Origin of the sequence: Bacteroides sp. OF04-15BH (genome assembly GCF_003477995.1) — a bacterium.
Classification (GTDB): Bacteria; Bacteroidota; Bacteroidia; order Bacteroidales; family Bacteroidaceae; genus Paraprevotella.
This window is the reverse complement of record NZ_QUEM01000031.1, coordinates 1-21,361: the sequence shown is the minus strand read 5'-3', so window position 1 is coordinate 21,361 and position 21,361 is coordinate 1. Positions and strand designations below refer to the sequence as shown.

At 47.1% G+C, this 21,361-nt stretch carries 18 protein-coding genes and 1 pseudogene; 9 read left to right on the top strand and 10 right to left on the bottom strand.

Features of this window, described 5'->3' with window-relative positions; genetic code table 11:
* Window positions 1-11: 11 nt before the first annotated feature.
* The 4 genes from DXA74_RS12645 to DXA74_RS12630 all read left to right on the top strand — a co-directional run bounded on the left by DXA74_RS12645 (window position 12) and on the right by DXA74_RS12630 (window position 3,415).
* Window positions 12-1,022, top strand: a complete 1,011-nt coding sequence (locus DXA74_RS12645; protein WP_118528174.1) for a D-alanine--D-alanine ligase — start codon at window positions 12-14, stop codon at window positions 1,020-1,022.
* Window positions 1,023-1,068: 46 nt separating this feature from the next.
* Window positions 1,069-2,232 (top strand): 1-acyl-sn-glycerol-3-phosphate acyltransferase, encoded by a 1,164-nt coding sequence (locus DXA74_RS12640; protein ID WP_118528172.1) that lies wholly within the window; start codon window positions 1,069-1,071, stop codon window positions 2,230-2,232.
* Complete coding sequence (locus DXA74_RS12635) at window positions 2,229-2,873, top strand: NigD-like C-terminal domain-containing protein (RefSeq protein WP_158576072.1); 645 nt, start codon at window positions 2,229-2,231, stop codon at window positions 2,871-2,873. The genes DXA74_RS12640 and DXA74_RS12635 overlap by 4 nt, the downstream gene beginning before the upstream one ends.
* A gap of 146 nt (window positions 2,874-3,019) precedes the next feature.
* Entirely contained in the window at window positions 3,020-3,415 is a 396-nt protein-coding gene (locus DXA74_RS12630; protein ID WP_118528168.1) for a rhodanese-like domain-containing protein, read from the top strand.
* A 382-nt stretch (window positions 3,416-3,797) separates the two neighbouring features.
* On the opposite strand, the gene DXA74_RS12625 is transcribed toward DXA74_RS12630, so the two are convergent.
* From DXA74_RS12625 to DXA74_RS12590, 8 genes are all read right to left on the bottom strand, one after another.
* Window positions 3,798-4,760 carry an acetylornithine carbamoyltransferase gene (locus DXA74_RS12625; protein WP_118528166.1) on the bottom strand — a complete coding sequence of 321 codons (963 nt, stop codon included), beginning with the start codon at window positions 4,758-4,760 and terminating at the stop codon, window positions 3,798-3,800.
* 28 nt (window positions 4,761-4,788) lie between these two features.
* Entirely contained in the window at window positions 4,789-5,832 is a 1,044-nt protein-coding gene (locus DXA74_RS12620) for a pyrroline-5-carboxylate reductase (RefSeq protein WP_233550539.1), read from the bottom strand.
* A gap of 88 nt (window positions 5,833-5,920) precedes the next feature.
* Window positions 5,921-7,060, bottom strand: coding sequence for an aspartate aminotransferase family protein (locus DXA74_RS12615; RefSeq protein ID WP_118528164.1), 1,140 nt, complete (start codon window positions 7,058-7,060; stop codon window positions 5,921-5,923).
* Between the two features lie 98 nt (window positions 7,061-7,158).
* Window positions 7,159-8,133, bottom strand: a complete 975-nt coding sequence (argC, locus tag DXA74_RS12610; protein ID WP_118528162.1) for an N-acetyl-gamma-glutamyl-phosphate reductase — start codon at window positions 8,131-8,133, stop codon at window positions 7,159-7,161.
* Window positions 8,130-8,345, bottom strand: a complete 216-nt coding sequence (locus DXA74_RS12605) for a PspC domain-containing protein (protein ID WP_118528160.1) — start codon at window positions 8,343-8,345, stop codon at window positions 8,130-8,132. Before DXA74_RS12605 ends, argC begins: the two co-directional genes overlap by 4 nt.
* Window positions 8,346-8,447: 102 nt before the next feature.
* Complete coding sequence (locus DXA74_RS12600) at window positions 8,448-9,653, bottom strand: argininosuccinate synthase (RefSeq protein ID WP_118528158.1); 1,206 nt, start codon at window positions 9,651-9,653, stop codon at window positions 8,448-8,450.
* A 41-nt stretch (window positions 9,654-9,694) separates the two neighbouring features.
* Window positions 9,695-10,354 (bottom strand): GNAT family N-acetyltransferase, encoded by a 660-nt coding sequence (locus DXA74_RS12595; RefSeq protein WP_118528156.1) that lies wholly within the window; start codon window positions 10,352-10,354, stop codon window positions 9,695-9,697.
* Window positions 10,355-10,358: 4 nt separating this feature from the next.
* Window positions 10,359-10,835: an arginine repressor gene (locus tag DXA74_RS12590; protein WP_118528154.1), complete on the bottom strand. Its 477-nt coding sequence runs from the start codon at window positions 10,833-10,835 to the stop codon at window positions 10,359-10,361.
* Window positions 10,836-11,101: 266 nt separating this feature from the next.
* Here DXA74_RS12590 and DXA74_RS12585 point away from each other — a divergent pair, with 266 nt between their 5' ends.
* The 5 genes and pseudogenes from DXA74_RS12585 to DXA74_RS12565 all read left to right on the top strand — a co-directional run bounded on the left by DXA74_RS12585 (window position 11,102) and on the right by DXA74_RS12565 (window position 18,447).
* Window positions 11,102-11,518: a DUF2007 domain-containing protein gene (locus DXA74_RS12585; protein WP_158576071.1), complete on the top strand. Its 417-nt coding sequence runs from the start codon at window positions 11,102-11,104 to the stop codon at window positions 11,516-11,518.
* A 176-nt stretch (window positions 11,519-11,694) separates the two neighbouring features.
* The gene (gene nhaC, locus DXA74_RS12580) at window positions 11,695-13,149 is read left to right on the top strand and encodes a Na+/H+ antiporter NhaC (RefSeq protein WP_199666172.1); all 1,455 of its coding nucleotides are present in this window, start codon (window positions 11,695-11,697) and stop codon (window positions 13,147-13,149) included.
* Window positions 13,150-13,165: 16 nt separating this feature from the next.
* Window positions 13,166-13,567 carry a pyridoxamine 5'-phosphate oxidase family protein gene (locus DXA74_RS12575; RefSeq protein ID WP_118528150.1) on the top strand — a complete coding sequence of 134 codons (402 nt, stop codon included), beginning with the start codon at window positions 13,166-13,168 and terminating at the stop codon, window positions 13,565-13,567.
* Between the two features lie 165 nt (window positions 13,568-13,732).
* A pseudogene (locus DXA74_RS12570) lies at window positions 13,733-15,438 on the top strand (IS1182 family transposase).
* A 204-nt stretch (window positions 15,439-15,642) separates the two neighbouring features.
* Window positions 15,643-18,447 (top strand): hypothetical protein, encoded by a 2,805-nt coding sequence (locus tag DXA74_RS12565; protein ID WP_118528148.1) that lies wholly within the window; start codon window positions 15,643-15,645, stop codon window positions 18,445-18,447.
* Between the two features lie 198 nt (window positions 18,448-18,645).
* Here DXA74_RS12565 and DXA74_RS12560 read toward each other — a convergent pair whose 3' ends face one another.
* Together DXA74_RS12560 and DXA74_RS12555 are read right to left on the bottom strand one after the other, a co-directional pair.
* Window positions 18,646-19,158 carry a GNAT family N-acetyltransferase gene (locus DXA74_RS12560; RefSeq protein ID WP_118528146.1) on the bottom strand — a complete coding sequence of 171 codons (513 nt, stop codon included), beginning with the start codon at window positions 19,156-19,158 and terminating at the stop codon, window positions 18,646-18,648.
* Between the two features lie 76 nt (window positions 19,159-19,234).
* Window positions 19,235-21,286 (bottom strand): family 20 glycosylhydrolase, encoded by a 2,052-nt coding sequence (locus tag DXA74_RS12555; RefSeq protein WP_118528144.1) that lies wholly within the window; start codon window positions 21,284-21,286, stop codon window positions 19,235-19,237.
* Window positions 21,287-21,361 lie beyond the last annotated feature (75 nt).

Here is a 21,361-nt window from a genome sequence, read left to right as displayed (position 1 = left end):
CGAAGATAAAAATGAAAAAAACAATTGCAATCGTTGCCGGAGGTGACTCTTCCGAACACGATGTATCTCTGCGCAGTGCAGAAGGTATTTACTCTTTCTTGGACAAAGAGAAATTCAATGTTTACATCATCGAAATGAAAGGTCTGGAGTGGAAGGCCCGCCTGAACAACGGCAGCACCGCCCCGGTAGACAAAAACGATTTCTCATTCATCGAGGACAATAACAAGATCCGTCCGGATTTTGCCTATATCACCATTCATGGCACTCCGGGCGAAAACGGCATATTACAAGGTTACTTCGAACTGATCCACCTGCCCTATTCTACCAGCAGCCTGCTCGTGGAAGCCATGACTTTCAATAAATTTACCCTGAACCAGTATCTGAAAGGATTCGGCGTACACGTCAGCGAAAGCATGGTTGTACGAAAGGGATTCGAGCATCTGGTGACCGATCAGGAAATCATCGACCGCATCGGCCTGCCGTGCTTCGTAAAGCCTAATGCCGGCGGCTCCAGCTTTGGCGTGACCAAGGTGAAGGAAATCGGCCAGCTCCAGGAAGCAATCCGCAAAGCCATCAACGAAAGTGATGAGGTGATGATCGAATCGTTCATGAAGGGTACCGAGATCACCTGCGGCTGTTACAAAACAAGCAGCAAGGAGGTGGTGTTCCCGATTACGGAAGTGGTAACCAGCAATGAATTCTTTGACTATGACGCCAAATACAACGGCCAGGTTCAGGAAATCACTCCTGCCCGCATTCCGGAAAGCACTGCCGAGAAAGTGCGTCTGCTCACTTCTACCATTTATGATATTCTGGGTTGCAGGGGTATTGTCCGCATAGATTATATCATCACCCGGAATCTGGACGAGAACGGTAACGAATGCGAACAGATCAACATGCTTGAGGTGAATACGACTCCGGGAATGACCGCCACCAGCTTCATCCCGCAGCAGGTTCGTGCCGCCGGATTGGATATCAAAGATGTGCTTAGCGACATTATCGAAGATCAGCTCGCCTGCTGATCTGCCAGTCTATAACCATTGAATCACTCACAAAAGACAAAAAATTATGCGTACACCAGAAGAATTTGACGAAATCAGACCTTACGACGCGGAAGAACTGCCGCAGGTGTTCTCCGAACTGGTGGCCGATCCGGAATTCCAGAAAATCATACAACAGGTTTTGCCGGACCAGCCTTTGGATGTGATTTGCGCCATGCTGTCCAAGTGTCACACAAGTCTGGAACTGCAAAAGACGTTCTTTTATCCGCTCCTGGAGCAGTTGGCTACCACCCGTGGCAAGGGACTTACCTTGGAATGCTCCAGCATATCCGACAAGACTGCTCCGCATACATTCATCACCAATCACAGGGATATCGTGCTCGACTCGGCCTTCCTGTCCATCGCTCTGCTCGATAACGGTTTTCCAACCACAGTGGAGATCGCCATTGGTGATAACCTGCTCATCAAGCCCTGGATCCGCAAACTGGTGCGGGCCAACAAGTCGTTCATCGTGCAGCGCAGTGTCAATATCAAACAGATGCTGGAATCCAGCAAACGCCTGAGCCGATATATGCACTACGCCATCACTCAGAAGAAAGAAAATATCTGGATTGCGCAGCGCGAAGGACGTGCCAAAGACTCAAACGACCGCACTCAGGACTCTGTGCTCAAAATGATTGCCATGGGGGGAGAAGGCAGCCTCATCGAACGCCTGAAGGAAATGCATCTTACTCCAACGGCGCTTTCTTATGAATACGACCCTTGCGATTATCTCAAGGCACAGGAGTTCCAGCAGAAGCGCGACTTTGCCGGATTCAAGAAATCACCGCAGGACGACCTGCTGAACATGCAGACCGGAATCTTCGGTTATAAAGGACATATTTTCTTTAAGACCGGAAATTGTCTGGACAACTGGCTGGACACACTCGATCCGAATATGCCTAAAGGCGAACTGTTCAAGACGGTGGCCCATAAGATTGACCAGGAGATTTTCCTCTCCTACCGTCTTTATCCGAACAATTATATCGCAGCGGATCTGCTGAAAGGCACTACAGAACACCAGGAGCATTACACAGAAGCCGACGTCAAGACCTTTGAGGACTATCTCAACAAGCAGTTGGAGAAAGTAACTCTCAAGCGTCCGGATCCGGAATTCCTGCGCGAACGCATCCTGACCATGTATGCCAATCCGGTATTCAATCAAGAACAAGCACAACAGGAATCACATTGATACGTCAATTTTCAATCCGATTATTATGCTGTCTGTTCGTTTGCCTGAGTTACTCTTGTAGCCAGACAGACGAACAGACAACATATCCCTCGCTCATAACCGAATTTGCCGAATTGTATGCCGACGCAGATGGAAACATCTGCCAGATGCGTCCCGACCGGAAACCCACCTACTATCTGGCGTCACCGCTTCGGGGCTATCATCCGCATACCGAGTATCGGGCTGCCTGTACTTATGCTTTTTCCGGGAATGACAGTACTACGGTACGCATTTACGGTCTGGAAAGAGTCGTTGTTTTGCAGGATTCCACCCAACAAAGCTATCCGGGCACGGATCCGCTTCAGGTAGTCAGCCTTTGGGATGGAGGGGATTTCATTAATCTGCATCTCTCGGTAAAGACTCAAAGCGGCACCCAGCATTGGGGATATCGAATGGACTCCATCCGCATCACCGCACAACAAAAGCGCATCGCTTACCTCACTCTTTATCACAACCAGAACAATGATCCGCTTTCCTATAGCGAAAAGGTTTATGCCAGTCTGCCCAAAAACAGTCTGAAAGCCGTTATTGAACCGGGCGACAGCATTTGTCTGCAAATAAATACTTTTGCAGGAAAGAATTCTTGGAAATTCGTCTACTAAAACATACCGACGCGCTCCCGGAACTTTCATAATGTCATGGGGCAGAACTTCAAAAGCGCAACTTGGCAAGAGGGAACAGGCATACATCAAAATACGTGTATGAGGAAAGAAAACAATCAATAATCCGTCTAAAAACAAACCGAACAATGAAACACAGAAACCTATTGGGCATTCTTTTCGGTGGTCTGCTGGGCTGCACCGGATGTCACAGCACCGATACAGCCATCCGCACCGTCAAGGCACCCGAATTCAGTCAGCTGATAGAGGACAAGGCTTCCATTCAGCTAGTCGATGTACGTACTCCTGAGGAATTTCAGGCCGGACATATTCCCGGTGCTCTTTTGATAGATGTAAAAAGTGCAGACTTCGACCGTCTGGCCGAAGAGAAATTGAAAAAGGACATTCCGGTAGCCGTTTACTGTCGCAGCGGTATGCGCAGCCTTAAAGCGGCAAACCAATTAAAAGAAAAAGGCTTTAAAACCATATATAACCTGAAAGGCGGCTTTATGGAATGGCAGGACAACCGTTTTGCCACAGAGTAAAAGAAAGCACAAAGGGAAAAGATACATCAAGGAAAAAAATGCTTTCAGACAATAACGTGCCAAGGGTCCTATTAAAGAAAGGAAACAAGCACGCATAGCGGAATTCCCTTTCAAAGAAGATCAGGCTAGAATTAAAATATCCCAATCTTCAAAAACAAAAAGTGGAATATTCAAAATCTAAAACAGCAAAGAGTATCTACGATTTAAAGTCTCATACCCCTAGAAACAAAAAAACAGTCGTATCATGGCTCCGAACAAAGCCTGATACGACTGTTTTTTATTCTATCGTTATTCTCCGAACTTTTCAGAGAACTTATTTTAAATCTGTCGCTGATTCTTTTTAAAGTCCAGACCGAAGATCCTTGATTCTTTGAACACTCTGTTACAGAGATTCAAGCATACGCTTCAACACTACTGTCGCTGAGATTTCGCGATTGGCAGCTTCGGGAATAACCAATGACTGAGGGCTTTCAATTACATCGTCGGTAACAATCATATTACGACGTACCGGCAAACAGTGCATGAAGTAGGCATTATTGGTTACCGCCATGTGAGCCTCATCTACAGTCCAACTCATATCCTTAGACAACACCTTGCCATAATCTTCCGGACGCGTTACTCCCGGACAACTCCAGTTCTTGGCATAGATAAAGTCAGCTCCTTCAAAAGCCTTCATCTGGTCGTATTCTACCTTTGCATCGCCTACGAACATCGGATCCAGCTCATATCCTTCAGGATGTGTAATGACAAAATCCACATCTGCCGCGTTCATCCACTGTGCAAAACTGTTAGGAACGGCCTGCGGCAACGCCTTTGGATGCGGCGCCCAAGACAACACCACCTTTGGACGAGCGGTTTTCTTATACTCTTCGATAGTAATCAAATCGGCAAAGCTCTGCAAAGGATGCACCGTAGCACTCTCCATAAAGAATACCGGTTTGCCGGAATATTTGATGAACTGATTCAGAATCTTCTCTTCGTAGTCGTCCTTACGGCTCTCGAAAGTAGCAAACGAACGCACTCCGATGATATCACAATAAGAGCCCATCACCGGAATGGCTTCCAACAGATGTTCGCTCTTATCGCTGTCCATAATCACGCCACGTTCGGTTTCCAATTTCCACGCTCCCTGATTCACATCCAGTACAATCACATTCATGCCCAAATTCATGGCAGCCTTCTGGGTACTCAAACGGGTGCGCAGACTGTTGTTGAAGAAAATCAGCAACGCAGTCTTGTTCTTTCCCAGATGCTGAAACTGGAAACGGTCTTTCTTAATCTCAAAAGCCTCCTTCAAGGCCAAATTCAGATCTCCCAGATCTGATACATTCTGAAATACTCTCATTGTGTCTTATCTTTTTAGTCTGTCAATCTTATTTCTTCAAGGGACGTGCAGCCCGCAATCCGCGAATCACACTGTCGGTAAAGCCGGCATGCTCCATCTCGTTCAGTCCCCTTATGGTAATTCCTCCCGGAGTGGTCACCCGGTCGATTTCCGCCTCCGGATGGTTTCCGGTGCTTTGCAACAGCTCCACGGCTCCACGAAGCGTTTGCATCACTATCTGCTTTGCCTCGTTGGGATAGAATCCCAGTTCCACCCCGCCTTCCATAGCCGCACGGATATAGCGCATGGCAAAGGCAATGCCACAGGAAGCCAAAGCCATGCCGCCATCCATCAGACGCTCTTCCACCAACATGGCCTCACCCAAAAGACGGAACAAATTCACCACAGCAGCCGTTTGTTCCTCGGAAGCTCCCTGCGCTGCCACAAAAGTCATACTCTGGCGCACGGCAACAGCCGTATTGGGCATTACATAAAACAGAGGCGGCAGCATGTTTTTGTGACGATACAGAGCAGACAAATCGGCCAGCCCTACTCCTCCGGCCACAGAAGCCACCATTTGGGTGCGATAATCCAAAACCGGTTTCAGCTCGCTGGCAACCTCTTCCATCTTCCAGGGTTTTACAGCCAGCAATACCAAATCTGCGCCACGCACCGCCTCGACATTACTTTGCGTAATCTGCACCGAAGGATATTCCGCCTGCAAGGCCTCCAACTTTTGCCGCGAAGGATTGGCCACCACAAGCTCATAAAGAGCGACCGGATTACCCGCAGAGCCCTGACTGCCAACGGCAGATGGTGCAAACGATGCTGCGGATGCAGGCGACGCAACGGCAGATGATAATCCTGACGATAACTCGGAAGCAGATGCCGCAACAGTCGATGAAGCGGACGAAGATGCAGGCACAGGTGATGCAACGCCTGCTGGCTCAGCCGAAGGTGTCGGTACAGCCGATGTTCCGGCAGATGGCACAGATGATGAAACAGATGCAGCCACAGCAGACAAACCGCTCTGTGCCAGTCCGCGGGCGATGGCTCCACCCATATTTCCGGCTCCGATAATTGCTATTCTCATTCCTTTTAATTCTTTTCTAAAAACGAATAGAGCCAGAAACGCATCCACAATCCGTTTTCTGGCTCTATATCCATATCTTGCAAATCCGTTAGTTTGTAGCCTGAGCCGCACGCTGCAAGCGCTGCAGGAAGTCTGCTGCCTGCTCCTGAGTGAGTGACAAAGGAGGAAGCAGACGAAGCACATTCGTGCCGCTGCAACCGGTGAAGCAATGCTCCTCAAACAACAAATGATTTCTCAGTTCTTTATAAGGAACGTCCAGTTCGATTCCGATCATCAGACCTTCACCACGAACATCTACCACATGAGGCAGGTTGAGCGCCTTGATTCCCTGAATCAGGAATTCACCCACACGGGCCGCATTCTCTACCAGATTTTCCTGTTCGATAACATCGAGCACTGCCAAAGCCGCAGCACAAGCCAGATGATTTCCGCCGAAGGTGGTACCCAACTGACCGTAAACCGGTTTGAATTTCGGAGAAATCAGCACGCCGCCCATCGGCAGACCGTTGGCAATACCTTTTGCCACAGTAATCATGTCCGGACGCACGCCCAGATGCTGATGTGCGAAGAACTTACCGCTACGGCCATAACCACACTGGATTTCATCACAGATGAGCACGGTATCGTATTCATCACAGGCGGCACGCAGCCCCTGCATAAATTCCGGAGTCACCATACGGATACCGCCAACTCCCTGAATACACTCGATAATCACGGCACAGACATCACCCTTAGCCAACTCACGACGGAAAGCCTCCAAGTCGTTCAACGGCAGGTAAGTGACATGACCGTTATCGTTGATCGGAGCAATGATCTTCGGATTATTGGTTACCTCTACAGCCAATGAAGTACGTCCGTGGAACGCTTTCTCGAAAGAAAGCACACGGGTACGTCCGTTGTAGAAGCTGGCCAGTTTCAGTGCGTTTTCGTTGGCCTCGGCTCCCGAATTGATCAGAAACAACTGATAATCTTCATAACCGCTGGCTTTACCCAAGCGCTCAGCCAGTTCCACCTGCAACTTGTTAATTACTGAATTGCTGTAAAATCCCAATGTGGCCACCTGCTTGCTTACAGCCTCCACATAGTGAGGATGCGCATGGCCGATGCTGATCACGGCGTGACCGCCATACAGGTCCAGATATTCCTGACCCTTGTCGTCCCACACATGACAGCCTGATCCCTTTACGATATTGACATCAAATAAAGGATATACATCAAATAATTTCATGATTCTTTCTTTTTTAAAAGGGAAGATAATCCCCGACGACGAAGAGCAAAGTCCCCAATGATGTCGGGAGAAATCTCCGATGATGACGGGAGAGGTTCTTAGAAGGCTGAAGGTTTGAGTTTCAGTCCGGCAGTTTCTTCCAGTCCGAACATCAGATTCATATTCTGCACAGCCTGTCCACTGGCTCCCTTGAGCAGATTGTCTATGGTAGAAGTAATCAACAGTTTGTCGCCGAAACAGTCTACATGTACCAACGCCTTGTTAGTATTGACCACCTGCTTCATGTCGATGCCCTTCTCTACATAATGGGTAAAGGCCGCATCCTTATAGTAGTTGCGATAAGCCTCAACAACCGCCTCAGCCGTCATGCCCTCCTGCATGCGTACCACCAGAGTAGCAAAGATGCCGCGTGCAAAGTCACCGCGATAAGGGATAAAGTCCACTGCTCCGTCGAAATCCGGCTGCAACTGTTTGAGCGACTGACGGATTTCAGGCACATGCTGATGATTGAAAGCCTTGTAGATGCTCATGTTGTTGTTACGCCAGCTGAAGTGTGTGGTAGCGCCCGGTTTCACTCCTGCACCGGTGCTTCCGGTGATGGCATTCACAGCGATATCGCCCTTGAGCCAGCCGTTAGCCGCCAACGGCAGCAGTCCCAGCTGAATACAAGTGGCAAAGCAGCCCGGATTGGCCACATGCTGTGCGCTCTGTATCGCCTCCTTGTTCAGTTCCGGCAGACCGTAAACATAGTCATTGCCCGGAGCTGCCAGACGGAAGTCCTGAGCCAGGTCAATGATTTTCACGTGAGCCGGGATGGCGTGTTCCTTCAGGAACTCCTCGCTCTTGCCGTGACCGAAGCAGAAGAAAATCACATCCACCTCATCGAGTGGCAACTGGTCGGTAAAAACCAGATCCGTTTCGCCATAAAGTCCCTCATGCACATCCGTAATCTTGTTTCCGGCGTTGCTCGAGCTGTTGATAAACGCGATCTCCGCCTGCGGATGGTTCAATAATATGCGACAGAGTTCGCCGGCCGTATAGCCGGCGCCTCCGATAATTCCTACTTTTATCATCTTCCAAAAAATCTGTTCGGTTCCTCAGGAATAATCAGAAGCAGGATAAAATAAATGATAATCCCCGAAAAAGCCGTAAACACCGTGAGCAAAGCATATACGATACGCACCAGTGTGGGATCCCAGCCAAAATAATTCGCAATGGCGGCACACACGCCAGCCAGCATGCGTTCTTTGCGGGGCCGTTCCATTTTCCGTCTTTCCTGTTCCATTTCTCTGTTCCTTTTTTCGTTTATTTGTTCTGTCAGTCCATCCGGCCAGAAACCGGATGAACACCCGACATCGCTTCTGTTCCCAGAACCTTGCTATGTTTTTTATTTAATACGTTCCTCGTCCTTGTGGTTTGCGTAGTACAGACGCAGCGGAGTAGAAGTCACCTTGATGAAGCCCTTGGCATCATCGGCAGTCCATCCCTTCTGAGTCTCGCCATACTCTCCGAACTTGTTCTTCACCAGATCGTCGGCAGAGTCCACACCCACGGTGCTGAATCCGTAAGGACGCAGTTCCAGAGTAACCACACCGTTTACGTTACGCTGTGAGCTGGTCAGCATAGCCTCGATATCCGGCATCACCGGCTCCAGATACTGGCTCTCGTGCAGGAACATGCCATACCAGTTGGCCACCTGCTCTTTCCAGTACTGCTGCCATTTGCTCAGCGTGTATTTCTCCAGGAAGCGGTGTGCGCCGATAATCAGCATTGGAGCAGCAGCCTCGAAGCCTACACGTCCCTTGATACCGATAATCGTATCACCCACGTGGCAGTCACGGCCGATGGCATATGCCGCACCGATTTCCTCAATCTTCTGGATGGCCTTCACCTTATCGTCATACTCCACACCGTTTACGCTGCAGATCTCACCCTTCTTGAATCCGATCTTCAGCAGTTCGGTTCCCTCTTTGGTAGGATGTTTCAGGAAAGCGCTTTCCGGCAGTCCCTGATTGCTGTCGAGCAGCTCACCGCCACAGATTGAAGTACCCCAGATACCTACATTATAAGAATATTTCAGTTTGGTAAAGTCAGCAAAGTAGCCATGACTGTTCAGATAATCCACTTCTTCCTGACGGCTCAGGTTGTTGTCGCGGGTGAGTGTGATGATTTCCATGTCCGGAGCCATCACCATGAAAGTCATATCAAAACGGATCTGGTCGTTGCCGGCACCGGTTGAACCGTGTGCAATAGCCTCCGCACCGATTTCCTTGGCATAACGGGCGATGGCAATAGCCTGGAAGATACGCTCCGAAGAAACGGAAATAGGATAACAGTTGTTGCGCAACACATTTCCGTAAATCATATAGCGCAAGCTCTTCTCATAATATTCCTTGGTTACGTCGAGTGTAACGTACTCCTTGGCACCCAGTTTATAGGCATTCTCCTCGTTTGCCTTGAGCTGCTCGGCGCTGAATCCGCCTGTGTTGGCACAGGCTGCATATACTTCATATCCCTTTTCCTTAGCCAGATACATCACGGTGTATGAAGTATCCAGACCACCGCTAAATGCTACTACTACTTTCTTTGCCATATTCTTAGTTCGTTTTTTTGTTCTTTGCAGTTAAATCGTTTTTATCTCATGTCGTGCTCGGCTGCCTCACGAGCCATCTTGACCACATCCTCAGGCAGTTCTACCGGCAGCACCTCGTTCGGATGATCGGCCGGATCATACAGCATGGCTGTGCATACACAATATTTACGTCCGGTGCGGGCCAAAATATCACAGTTCACGCAGCAAGGCTCTTCCGGAGTACCGCATCCCTTCCAGTAAGCGTCATCGTCGGTCAGCTCGGCGAAGGTTACCGGCACATATCCCAGTTCGGTGTTGATTTTCATCACAGCACGCTGGCTGGTCAGTCCGAACAACTTGGCATGCGGCCAGCGCAGACGTGACAAGGTAAAGGCCGTACGCTTGATTCTCGTCGCCAAATGATGACGACGGAATTTCTCCACAACAATCAGTCCGGAGTTGGCCACATACTGCTTGTTTCCCCAACTTTCGATATAGCAGAAACCGGCAAACTCCTCGTTCTCGCCCTCTCCGGCCAGTGCGATGACAGCCTTGCGCTCCTTCATCTTGGTAGCCAGATATTCATGAGTACGCGAAGCGATACCCGAGCCTCTCTTCTTGGCAGCATCGGTAATCGTTGTCAAAATCGTGTCCACATACTTTTCGTGGCTTGCATCCGCAACCACTACTCTAATACCATCATTGTATTCGTCCTTTTCCATTTCTTTACTTGATATTGGGAACAACCTCGGCCAGGCGTTTCAGCGCTGCCTTGCGCTCCACGTGCTCTGCCATTACCAGAAAAATGGTGTCGTCGCCGGCTATTGTTCCTATAAATTCATCTATTTTGGCGTTATCTATATCATAAGCTATGTGACTGGCATGTCCGGGCAGGGTGTGCATCACCAGAATATTGCCCGAAAACTTCACGGACAAAAGGCCCACCCGGTTGCTCTCCGTCATGGTCAGATGCGCGTCAGACACCCGTCGGTAGGTCTGGTTGCCCGGCAGCATGTAGGCATAGTCACCGGATGCCGTCGTGGCCTTCACCACCTTCAGCTGCTTCAGGTCGCGCGACAGTGTGGCCTGCGTCAGCTTAAAGCCGGCCTTATCCAATTCGATCAGAAGCGCCTCCTGGCTGGAAATTTCCTGACTGGAAAGAATCATCTTGATGACCTCCAGACGACTGTTCTTATTTTTCATCTTAAAACCATTTCTTTTTCATTTGCAAAATTACATATTTATTCCGAATTGCGGTATTTTTATGCATTATTTCTTTTCGCGAAAATTCAAATTATCAGATAATATACTATAAAACAATATATTATAATTATACAATAATACTACAGATATGCATATTTATGCAGACAATCCATAAAAATCCAAGTTGTGAGGCTGCAAAACATCCGAAAGCACACTTGCAACCTATCGGAGAAATCCATTATATTTGCGAAAAAACCAGCACGGATATGAAGCAGAAAGAGTTTCAGATGACCACGATCTTCCAGAGTCAGGATTTGGGAAAGATATACATGGCGCATAACCAGCTGCAAAATGCGGGCATCGAGTCGTGTGTCAAGAATGAGTTCCGCCCCTACAATGTGGGCTATATCGAACTGCAAGTTGACCAAAAGGATGTCCACGGAGCTCTGGAGGTGTTACGCGACCTGTATCCGGAAGAGTTTGACCGGAAGATAGTCTGCCCGCACTGCGGTTCGGAACAGGTACGCATTTCATCGGCCGCCCGCAACCGGCTGTGGAGAAAAGTACAAGTTTTCATGCAGCAGTTGAAATATCAGTTGCTGCGTGAACTGCCCGAAGGAACATATCTGTGTGAAAACTGCCACCGGGAGTTCCTTTACCGAAAAAACGACCGGAAAAAATAAAGGATTTCCGTTCCTCAAAAATCTCGGGCCGACAGTCTGAGAAAATCATCCCAATGAATGATAAGATTCATCTCAATGGTTTTCAAAAATCATTGAGATGATTTTTTGTCCCTGTCTCCATGCTGTTTTCAGGGAATACTGCTGACACAAACAAAAAACGTAATTATATGCAAGAAATCAAGAAAAACCCGCCCTTGTGGCTTTCCCTCATTCCCCTAGTCATTTTAATGGTGATGCTGGTCAGCGTAGTGCTGGCATTCGGCAGCGACTCTCTGTCCGGAGCCAGCCAGATTGCTCTTCTGGTAGCCTCAGCCTCCTGCATCACCCTCGGTCTGCTGTTCAAGACCATGAAATGGAGCGATTTTGAATATGAGATCAACCGGCATATCGGAGATTTGGGACAGGCCATTCTGATTCTTCTGCTCATCGGCGCCGTGGCCGGCTCCTGGATGATCAGCGGCGTGGTGCCCACCATGATCTACTACGGCATGCAGATCATCAGTCCGCAATGGTTCCTGGTGTCCACCTGTGTGATTTGCGCCATCGTATCGGTCATGACCGGAAGCTCGTGGACCACTGTAGCCACCATCGGAATCGCCCTGCTGGGTATCGGCAAGGCTCAAGGCTTTCACGAAGGCTGGATTGCCGGAGCCATTATCTCCGGAGCTTATTTCGGCGACAAGATGTCGCCCTTGAGCGATACCACCGTGCTGGCAGCCTCTACAACCAACACGCCCTTGTTTGAGCACATCCGTTATATGCTCTACACCACGGTGCCCGCCTTCATTCTGACCATCATCATCTTTGTCTTTATGGGTATGAACCACGGCGGAGAACTGAGCAATCAGATCGGGGATTTCTCCAGAGGACTGAGCCAGGTGTTCCGCATCACCCCGTGGCTGCTGCTGGTGCCGGTGGTAACCCTGCTGATGATTATCCGTCGTCTGCCGGCCATCATCATTCTTTTTCTGGCCACCCTGATGGCCTGCATCACAGCCATCTTTGTACAGATCAATCTGGTAGACGAGATTGCCGGAGGGGATGCCGGCTCGCTGATGAACCGCTTCCGGGGCGTGATGATTCTGCTCTACGGAAGTACCAGTCTGGACACCGGAGTGCCGGAACTGAACAGCCTGGTAGCCACACGAGGCATGTCGGGCATGATGGGAACCATCTGGCTGATTCTCTGTGCCATGACCTTCGGCGCTTCGATGAAGGCCTCCGGCATGCTGCGCAGCATCATGCATATCTTTGTGTCCTTCACCCAGAAAACCTTCTCTATCGTGGCTTCGACAGCCGGAGTGGGCTTTTTCTCTACGGTAGTCTGTGCCGACCAGTATCTGGGCATCATCCTGACGGGAAACATGTTCCGCGACATTTATAAACAGCGGGGCTATGAAAGCCGTCTGCTGAGCCGCACCATTGAAGACTCGGTGACTGTGACTTCGGCTCTGATTCCGTGGAGCACGTGCGGTATGACGCAGTCTATGGTATTGGGCGTGTCTACCTTCGTTTATTTCCCCTTCTGTTTCTTCAACTATCTGAGTCCGCTGATGACGCTGCTGCTGGCCGCATTGGGTTATAAAATCAAGCGCTGCGTGAAGCCCTCAGCCTCAACAGAAACCGCTTAAAACTAAAAAATAATATATGGAAAAAGCACTTGCATTCTTAAAAGAACACACGACTGTGGCCTTGGCCACAGTGGAAAACGACAGTCCGAAAATCCGTGTTTTTCAGATCATGAAACAGGAAGGCACGGTGTTTTATTTCGCAACCAACCCGAAAAAGGAAATCTACAGTCAGCTACAGCAGAACAGGCATGTGGAGTTTTTAGTCATGGATGGAAATATTTCTGTTCGGGTGGCTGGTGAAGCCAGTCTTCAGGTAGCAGACGACGTAGCACAGGAAATCTATCGCAACAACCCGGTGTTGCACCGTTTTCACAATACCTATCGCACAATCGCCTACTTCAGCATAGTGGCCGAGAAAATAGATTATTATGACTTAGGAACCTCACCGATTACCTTTGAGAGCTACTCGTTAATATAGGGAATTACCTTTTGAATCAATAAAAATCGAGGGTGTGTCAAAATGTATGTTAATATGCATTTTGATGCACTTTCTTTATTTAATGAAAAAGGGCCCGTACTTTCACAAGCTCGGGCCTTTGTTGTTACCTAAAGTTTTCGTAACTTTAGGAAAAGTCAAAATTACATGTCAAAATTACATTATATTTCTTACATACAAAACCAGACGGTTCTTTTTCCGCAACGAATAGATGAAGATATTGCAGAAAATGATCCTGTGCGTATTCTGAATCATATAGTAGAGCATCTCGATCTTACCCATGTGAAAAACCTTTATAGAGAAAAGGGTCGTTCTCCGTATCATCCCAAGATGATGCTTAAGGTCATTCTTTATGCCTATATGAACAACATCTACTCCTGTCGTAAGATAGAGAGGCTTCTTCGTCGTGACATCCACTTCATATGGCTTGCAGGTTCCTCCAAACCCGACTTCATTACTATCAACCGTTTCCGTAACCGTCTGAAAGATGAAATCACCAACATCTTTACTCAAGTGGTTCTTATGCTTTGTGAGTATGGTCTGATCAGTCTTGACGTAGAGTATATTGACGGTAGCAAAATAGAATCCAAGGCAAACAAGTATACGTTTGTCTGGAGAAAAACAACAGAGAAAAACCGTGAAAAGCTGCTGAAAAAGATATCTGCACTGCTTGAGCAGATAGACGAGAACATTGCCGGTGAAAGTCTTCTTCCGGAAAATGAGGCGGATATTACCCCGGAAATGTTGTCTGCTCTATCAGAAATGCTGAACAGGTCACTTGCCTCTGTTCCTGAACCTGCCGGCAAGGAAAGCAAAGCGGTCCTTAGAGAGAAGAAAAAGCAGATAAAGGAGCTGGAGAAACATAAGGATAAGCTTGAAGAATACAACAGAAAGCTTTTAACCTTAGGTAAGCGCAATTCTTATTCCAAGACCGACAAGGACGCCACCTTTATGCACATGAAAGAAGATGCGATGAGAAACGGACAGACCAAACCCGGATATAATCTACAGACTTCCACGGAAAACCAGTTCATCACGGACTTTGCTTTTTATCCTAATCCCACAGATACGTTGACCATGCCTTCCTTTCTGGCATCCTTCAAGGAGAGATACGGTCATTTTGCCTCTACAATTATAGCCGATTCAGGTTATGGATCTGAAGAGAACTATCGTTACATGGAAGAACATGATATGGAAGCTTACGTCAAATACAACCGTTTCCATATAGAGCATAGGATGCATTATACTCCCAATCCCTTTAGTGCCGAGGGAATGTTTTATAATAAAGAAAAGGATTTCTATGTTGTCCCATGGGGCAGCATATGGAACGGATAGGAACAAGGCATGGAAAAACCGATAGCGGATATATTACGGAGTCCGCCCGTTACCGGGCAAGGAACTGTTCCGGATGTCCTCTACGCGGGCAATGCTTTAAGGCTAAGGGAAATCGTGTTATAGAAGTAAACCACAGACTGAATGCCTATAAAAAGAAAGCCGCAGGCTTATTGACCTCAGAAGAAGGAATCAGGCATCGGGGCAGACGATGTATTGAGCCGGAGGCAGTCTTCGGACAAATCAAAAACAATATGGCATACCGTCGTTTCCGTCATTTTGGAAAGGACAAGATTACTATGGACTTTTCCTTCTTCGCAATCGCATTTAACATCAAAAAATTATGCAAAACACTTCTGAATGGAGACTATAACAACTTACAGGCACTAATAAAACGCTTTTTTGAATGGGTTTTACGACTCAAACTCAATTCTATTGCCTTTTTAGGCCATAAACAAATGAAGATCGCTATATGGCCACTTCATAAGAAAGTTCGGCTATATAGCGATCTTCTGTTATAAAGAGGGTATTTTGACACACCCTCGATATCCTTATATAAACATAAAAAATTATGTCCACTTTTGTGTCCGGAAATGGACAGTGTGTCCATTTCCGGACACTACATTTTTTCACTAAACTACTGATATTTAATTAAATAACATTTTGGCATGGTTTTTGTCTTTCAGAGTATAGACAGATTAAATACAATATAAAAAATAAATGCCATGAGAAAACTCAAAAGAATCATCACATCACTTTTGACACTTGTTTTCGCCTTGAATGCGTTCTCACAAAGTTTCATTTTAGGATGTGTACAGGACGCCTTCCTGAAATACCCGTTGCCGGAAGCAAAGGTGTCGGTACTTCTTGCCGCAGATAGCACTGTAGTTATAGATTCCATTCCTATTTCAAAAAGCCACCGAAGTGACGGGACTCTTCAGGCGGCGGAGTTTGTATTCCGGCCGGAGCGCAAGACCTGCAAATACCTGCTTCGGGCCAGGCTTGCCGGCTATGAAGACGCATACCAGTTATTGTCTATTTACGAAAACGACAAAAGTGCCATAAAGCTTGACGATCCGCTCGAATTGCGCAAGATCAAGCAAATGAGCTTGGATGGAGTAACAGTGACAGCAACCAAAGTGAAGATGTACTATAAAGGCGATACCATCGTCTATGATGCCACAGCATTCAAGCTGCCCGACGGTTCGATGCTGGATGACCTCATACGCCAGATGCCGGGTGTGACGATGAACAACAACGGCGAAATCTTCGTAAACGGCCGCAAGATAGACGAATTGCAACTCGGTTCGCGCTCGTTTATGCGCGGCAACTCAAAGGTTCTGCTGGAAAACCTACCTTACTATACGGTAAAGGACATAAAGGTATATGAGCAGGACACAGACTTAAACCGTGCCTTTAATGAGCAGATTGAAAAGAAAAAGTTCGTTATGGACGTGAATCTGAAGCCTGAGTACCAAAGAGGATATATAGCCAATGTAGAGGCTGCCGGAGGTACGGAAGAACGTTGGTTGGGACGTGCGTTCCTGCTCAGTTTTACTAAAAATACCCGTTACACCCTGGCGGCCAACTCAAACAACGTGAATGAGAGCCGCCACATAGGCAGCTCGGATCAGTGGACTCCCCAATCCATGCCGAACTCCTTATTGACAACCCATAGCGTTAAGGGCGAAATAGATTATCAGTCAACCGACAAGAATGTAAAGGAAAACCTGAACGTGGATTTCACGTCCAGCCGCAACGAGGTGGAAATGGCCCAACGCAACGAGTTGTTCCTTCCAGACAATCCATTGCAGACAACCCGCCAGAATTCGTTGAACAAGGAGAATCGGTTGAGTTTAGGCAATAAATTCACATACATCAAGCCCGAACGCTTCATGCTCACCACAGACCTGGCAATAAACCACAGATCATACAGCGGTAACTCTTCCATGCTGTCTGAGCAATATGCCGACACACTCATCGTACGTCAACGTAATGACGGCTTCAATGACGGCAAATCATGGAAGACTCATTTCTACGCACGCACACAACCCTATTTGAAGAATCTCGGGAATTGGAATCAATATTTCGTATTCATAACGGAGTTAGACCATGCGTCCGATGAGAACCAACAGGCCCAACGTTTCCATATAAACGATCTGGTCAAGCCTTCCAATAGCAAGTCGTACAACAGCAATGATTACTCGAACCGCAATTTGACTGTGCATACCCCCATTTTCTATGGTTTGAAGAGAAACAGATATTACATGAATATAACAGTAGATCCATCATACAGCCGGAACAAAACGAAAGACTGGTTGTATCATCCGGACACGCTTTTGCTTCCATCCCAGCTGGACATGCTTCAAGCCATAACCGACCGTTCGAACTCTTACGACAGCGAATTGCAAAATTTCAAAGGAGACGTTACGCTTCATTTTGACCGTAAGCAAATTCTCTCCAGTAAAGATTATGATTGGACACGTGAACTTCTGGAGTTTGACCTGAAATTGTCGTCCGAACATGAGCGGTTGTGCTATCAGCGTGGAATGCTTGATACGGTGGCAACACGTAATTCCATGCTCCTGGACGGATCCATGAAAATGCATTTCTATGTAAAGAAGCACGTGAATCGTCCTGTGCATTTAGTTTTTGGCTACAGAGAATACAACTCACCGCTGCTGAACCAGATTGGTTTTCGGGATGATGCCACCCCTCTTGTGGTCCGTCTCGGAAATCCGGACTTGAAGTCCTATAACTCCATGGCTTATTTTGAAATAGGACACCAAGACAGAAGTACTTCCGGATACTCACTCTTTACGTACGCCCAATTCTCCTATGATCTGAACAGTATCTCCCAGTCCGTAAGTTTCAATCCTACCTCGGGTGTTTATACGTATCGGCCGGAGAATATAAAAGGCTCTTATCGGGCCTCGGCAATGGCAAAAGTCTTTCATACTCTTGATAAAGACAGACATTGGAGCATGGAGAGTAGCTCTAACGGCTTATTCTTCCACAGTCTTGATCACACCCTGCTCGCCGGCGAGACCGAAAGTCATGTGAATGCGGTCAACACCCTGACTTTGTATGAAGGTGTATATGTGCAATATGACAAGGGCGCGTTTAACATCCGTGCCACAGGCGACATAACCTGGCGGCACAGCGAGGGCAAGATGCGCGATTTCGAGACCCTGAATGTCACGGACTTCAAGTATGGGTTGTCTGCCCGTTACACGATTCCGAAGCTGAAAACGACAATTTCTGCCGACGGAAACATGTATTCCCGCCGTGGCTATGGCAGTGCGGAACTGAATACGGATGACTTTGTGCTGAATGCTTCCATCTCCCAGCCTTTCCTGAAAGGGAAACTGGTGGCCCGCATTGAAGCATTTGATGTTCTGCATCAACTCTCGTCTACACAATATCAGGTAAATGCCCAGGGACGCATCGAAACATGGTATCGTTCGCTTCCGCATTATTTCATGGCGCATCTCGTTTATCATTTCAACAAGAATCCAGGAAAAAAATAGGAAAAACGAAATAGCCCAAAACATTCTTATATCCAAAAATGGAAAGGGGAGCGCCCAACAAGTGGGCGCTCCCCTTTTCTGCTTATGGTCAGTACTGGTTTATCTCTTTTCTCTGTTCTTTGCGAACTTACTTTCAAAGCCTATTATCATCCGTTTGTTTCCATTCTTGATATTTCAGAGCATTGCAAACATTTCGACCTATATATCCGCCAGCCTCATCCTGATTATCGGAAAAGGATTTCCCTGATCGTCAGTTTCTGTTCTTTCGTATTCCCGGAACCCCATGTGCATATAGAAATGTCTGGCCTTAGGATTCTGCTCATTTACATCCACAAACACGCATCCATAATCCTTGATTGCCATATCTATAAGAAGCGCTCCAAAACCATATCCCCAATATTCGGGGGCAAGAAACAACATTTCTACCTTACGGTCTTCCATTCCGATAAATCCGACAGGATCATCACCGTGATATAATACTACAAGATTAGCGATCATTTCCAAAGCCTCACGTACTGCCGGAATCAGCTTCTGAATATCCTCTTCCGCAAGAAAATCATGGCTTGCTCTCACAGACCTTTCCCATACCTCGGTCAATGATAAAATAAGAATATATGTTCTCTTATCTCTGTGTACCACATTCGGGTATACCCCAAGCAACGGAAGTTCCTGACATCTTTTCTTATCCGTATCAATTTTGCTTATTCTCATAATCTGAATTAAACTACGCTATGCAACAAAGATACATCATTAGAAATATTCATGAAAAACACGATGATATAAAAAATTAATCAGCATCGAGCCAATTCAATATTTTGGTTACCATAGGCAATTCATAAAGGAAAATCCAGTCGCTATTCAGGGATTTGACAGACAAATGGTTGTGATGATTCATATCTTCCACATACCCCTCAGGTTGCTCCATAAACCGGGTTTCTGAGTAGACCTCTTCCAAAGACTTTTGCAAATGAGGAAGACTATGGCAGATATCTTTCAGTTGCATGGCAGCCTGCTTGAGCTGCTGATCGTCTTTCGCCTGGTCGTAATGATACAATGCCAATAACAGTTTAACCGGAAAGTTTTGCAGATTATTGTTTTGCTCATAGACATTCAAGGTATAACGGTTGCGCAAGGCTTCTGCCTTTGCTTCCGCCAGTCCTTTCTTTATCTCCTCATAGCGTATGTCCTCTTCCTGGGCACGCTTGATCTTGTCGCTGTATTTTTCACTCCACAAACCACGATGATTCTTATCAGGCAGATCAATCAGCGTGAAAGCTGTAACGCCCCAGGCCGGATTTCTTCTGCCTGACTTGACGAGAGCCCCGTCAAAAAAGAAAAAGGATTTTTCCAGCTCCTGCAAGAAATTCATTTTCCCCTTTCCTGCCTCAAAGCCGAACTCTCTTTGTCCATGCGCCTCAATAAAGTCTGATATCTCGCGCCCGTCAGGATTCCATGAAAATTCACCCAGTGCAATCAATCCCCGCCAGACTGTTTCCAAATGGGGCGAACCGTCATCCCAGGCTGTAGCAAGAACGCCCTGAAGCTTGTTTTCAGTGGTAAGCTGACAGAAGCTTTTAATATAACCGCTTTTGGTATGCTCACGGGGCATAAATGGGGAGTCGCCGGAACTGGCCGCAGTGGCCGCCATTACCGGAAGTCCTTTCTCCTGATACCAGTTTAACAGCCTTTTGTGAGCCGGTTTAGTGGGATCGCCATAGTTCCATCTCATATAGATACAGTTCTTCGGAAACAGATCTATAGCACGATCCAGTTTCTCGGTATTCCAGACCTTGTCCAATTCTTCTTCGGTTTTATCACTTAAAATCGTAGTCCACAAGCCCGCATATTTCAAGGGCATGTCGTCCCAGAAGATAGGAATACGTCCGTTCTCGCGGGCATACTGACAAACCTTGTCGAGCCAATCCATCTGCAGTTCAAACGCCGATTTTCCGGTAGCACGACACCGCTCATCAATGCCTATTGCTGTAATTTCATCTCCACCTATATGCAGATATTTTCCATAGGGCATGGCTTTAATGGCTTCTCCATATAAATCGAACAATAATTCATAGGTTTTGGGATTTGAAGGACAGAGTTCCCAGTCGCTTTTCGGATTCTCGCGCAAGTCCCGGTGATGCTTCAGAATATAGCTTGCATGCCCCAAACCTTGAACCAGAGGAGAGATTTCGATATTCCGTTCCTTGGCGTAACGACACAGAGCCTGCATTTCCTGTTTGCTGATCGCATTTGATGCGGCCAACTCGGGATGGCTGGAGTATCGGAACTTGTCTTCGAGCTCCCAGATCACTGCGTTGATCTTGTATCTGGACAGTTTATCCATCATCCGATAATAATATTCCATTCTGTCTAAATGATGCTTGGTGTCCAAATGAACAGCCCGATAGGAAACGGCCGGATAATCGGTTATTTTCATATATGGTATCGGAGTCTGAAAATCCCTGCTGTCTTCCATCAGCTGTTCCAAAGTCTGGCATCCATAAAAAAGTCCTGCTGAACTTTTGGACGAAATATGTATTCCGTCTCTCTGTACGGTTAAAACATATCCTTCGGGAGAGTCGGGCACATTTTCCGTATGGATATGAAGAAAGACACCCTTGCCCGGTTTTTCCGTTCGTGGCAAGGCATCCAGAAAGGAACCTAAAACGGGATATTGAGTTTGTGATTTATTGAGTATAAAACGGATTTCATCATAGTTTATCCCCCTGCCTTTGTGCATTTCTATATGTTGCGACTGGGGAATGATCTGGAACTCTAAAGTCCTGGCCTGAATAGAAAAAGAACACAGGCACCAAGCAAGAAGCAAGAATATTTTTTTCATATTATTGATGTTTTAATGTTAACCGGAATATTTCATAAACCCGTTGGCGGAATTAATTTAGCGCATACTTAACCC

Excerpts from the sequence above, each read along its gene's own strand:
- DXA74_RS12565 (WP_118528148.1), top strand. The coding sequence starts at position 15,643 with ATGAGAAAACTCAAAAGAATCATCACATCACTTTTGACACTTGTTTTC.
- DXA74_RS12590 (WP_118528154.1), bottom strand. The coding sequence starts at position 10,835 with ATGAAAAATAAGAACAGTCGTCTGGAGGTCATCAAGATGATTCTTTCC.
- DXA74_RS12640 (WP_118528172.1), top strand. The coding sequence starts at position 1,069 with ATGCGTACACCAGAAGAATTTGACGAAATCAGACCTTACGACGCGGAA.
- DXA74_RS12575 (WP_118528150.1), top strand. The coding sequence starts at position 13,166 with ATGGAAAAAGCACTTGCATTCTTAAAAGAACACACGACTGTGGCCTTG.
- DXA74_RS12585 (WP_158576071.1), top strand. The coding sequence starts at position 11,102 with ATGAAGCAGAAAGAGTTTCAGATGACCACGATCTTCCAGAGTCAGGAT.
- DXA74_RS12600 (WP_118528158.1), bottom strand. The coding sequence starts at position 9,653 with ATGGCAAAGAAAGTAGTAGTAGCATTTAGCGGTGGTCTGGATACTTCA.
- DXA74_RS12625 (WP_118528166.1), bottom strand. The coding sequence starts at position 4,760 with ATGAGAGTATTTCAGAATGTATCAGATCTGGGAGATCTGAATTTGGCC.
- DXA74_RS12595 (WP_118528156.1), bottom strand. The coding sequence starts at position 10,354 with ATGGAAAAGGACGAATACAATGATGGTATTAGAGTAGTGGTTGCGGAT.
- DXA74_RS12630 (WP_118528168.1), top strand. The coding sequence starts at position 3,020 with ATGAAACACAGAAACCTATTGGGCATTCTTTTCGGTGGTCTGCTGGGC.
- argC (WP_118528162.1), bottom strand. The coding sequence starts at position 8,133 with ATGATAAAAGTAGGAATTATCGGAGGCGCCGGCTATACGGCCGGCGAA.
- DXA74_RS12645 (WP_118528174.1), top strand. The coding sequence starts at position 12 with ATGAAAAAAACAATTGCAATCGTTGCCGGAGGTGACTCTTCCGAACAC.
- DXA74_RS12555 (WP_118528144.1), bottom strand. The coding sequence starts at position 21,286 with ATGAAAAAAATATTCTTGCTTCTTGCTTGGTGCCTGTGTTCTTTTTCT.
- DXA74_RS12605 (WP_118528160.1), bottom strand. The coding sequence starts at position 8,345 with ATGGAACAGGAAAGACGGAAAATGGAACGGCCCCGCAAAGAACGCATG.
- DXA74_RS12615 (WP_118528164.1), bottom strand. The coding sequence starts at position 7,060 with ATGAAATTATTTGATGTATATCCTTTATTTGATGTCAATATCGTAAAG.
- DXA74_RS12560 (WP_118528146.1), bottom strand. The coding sequence starts at position 19,158 with ATGAGAATAAGCAAAATTGATACGGATAAGAAAAGATGTCAGGAACTT.
- DXA74_RS12620 (WP_233550539.1), bottom strand. The coding sequence starts at position 5,832 with ATGAGAATAGCAATTATCGGAGCCGGAAATATGGGTGGAGCCATCGCC.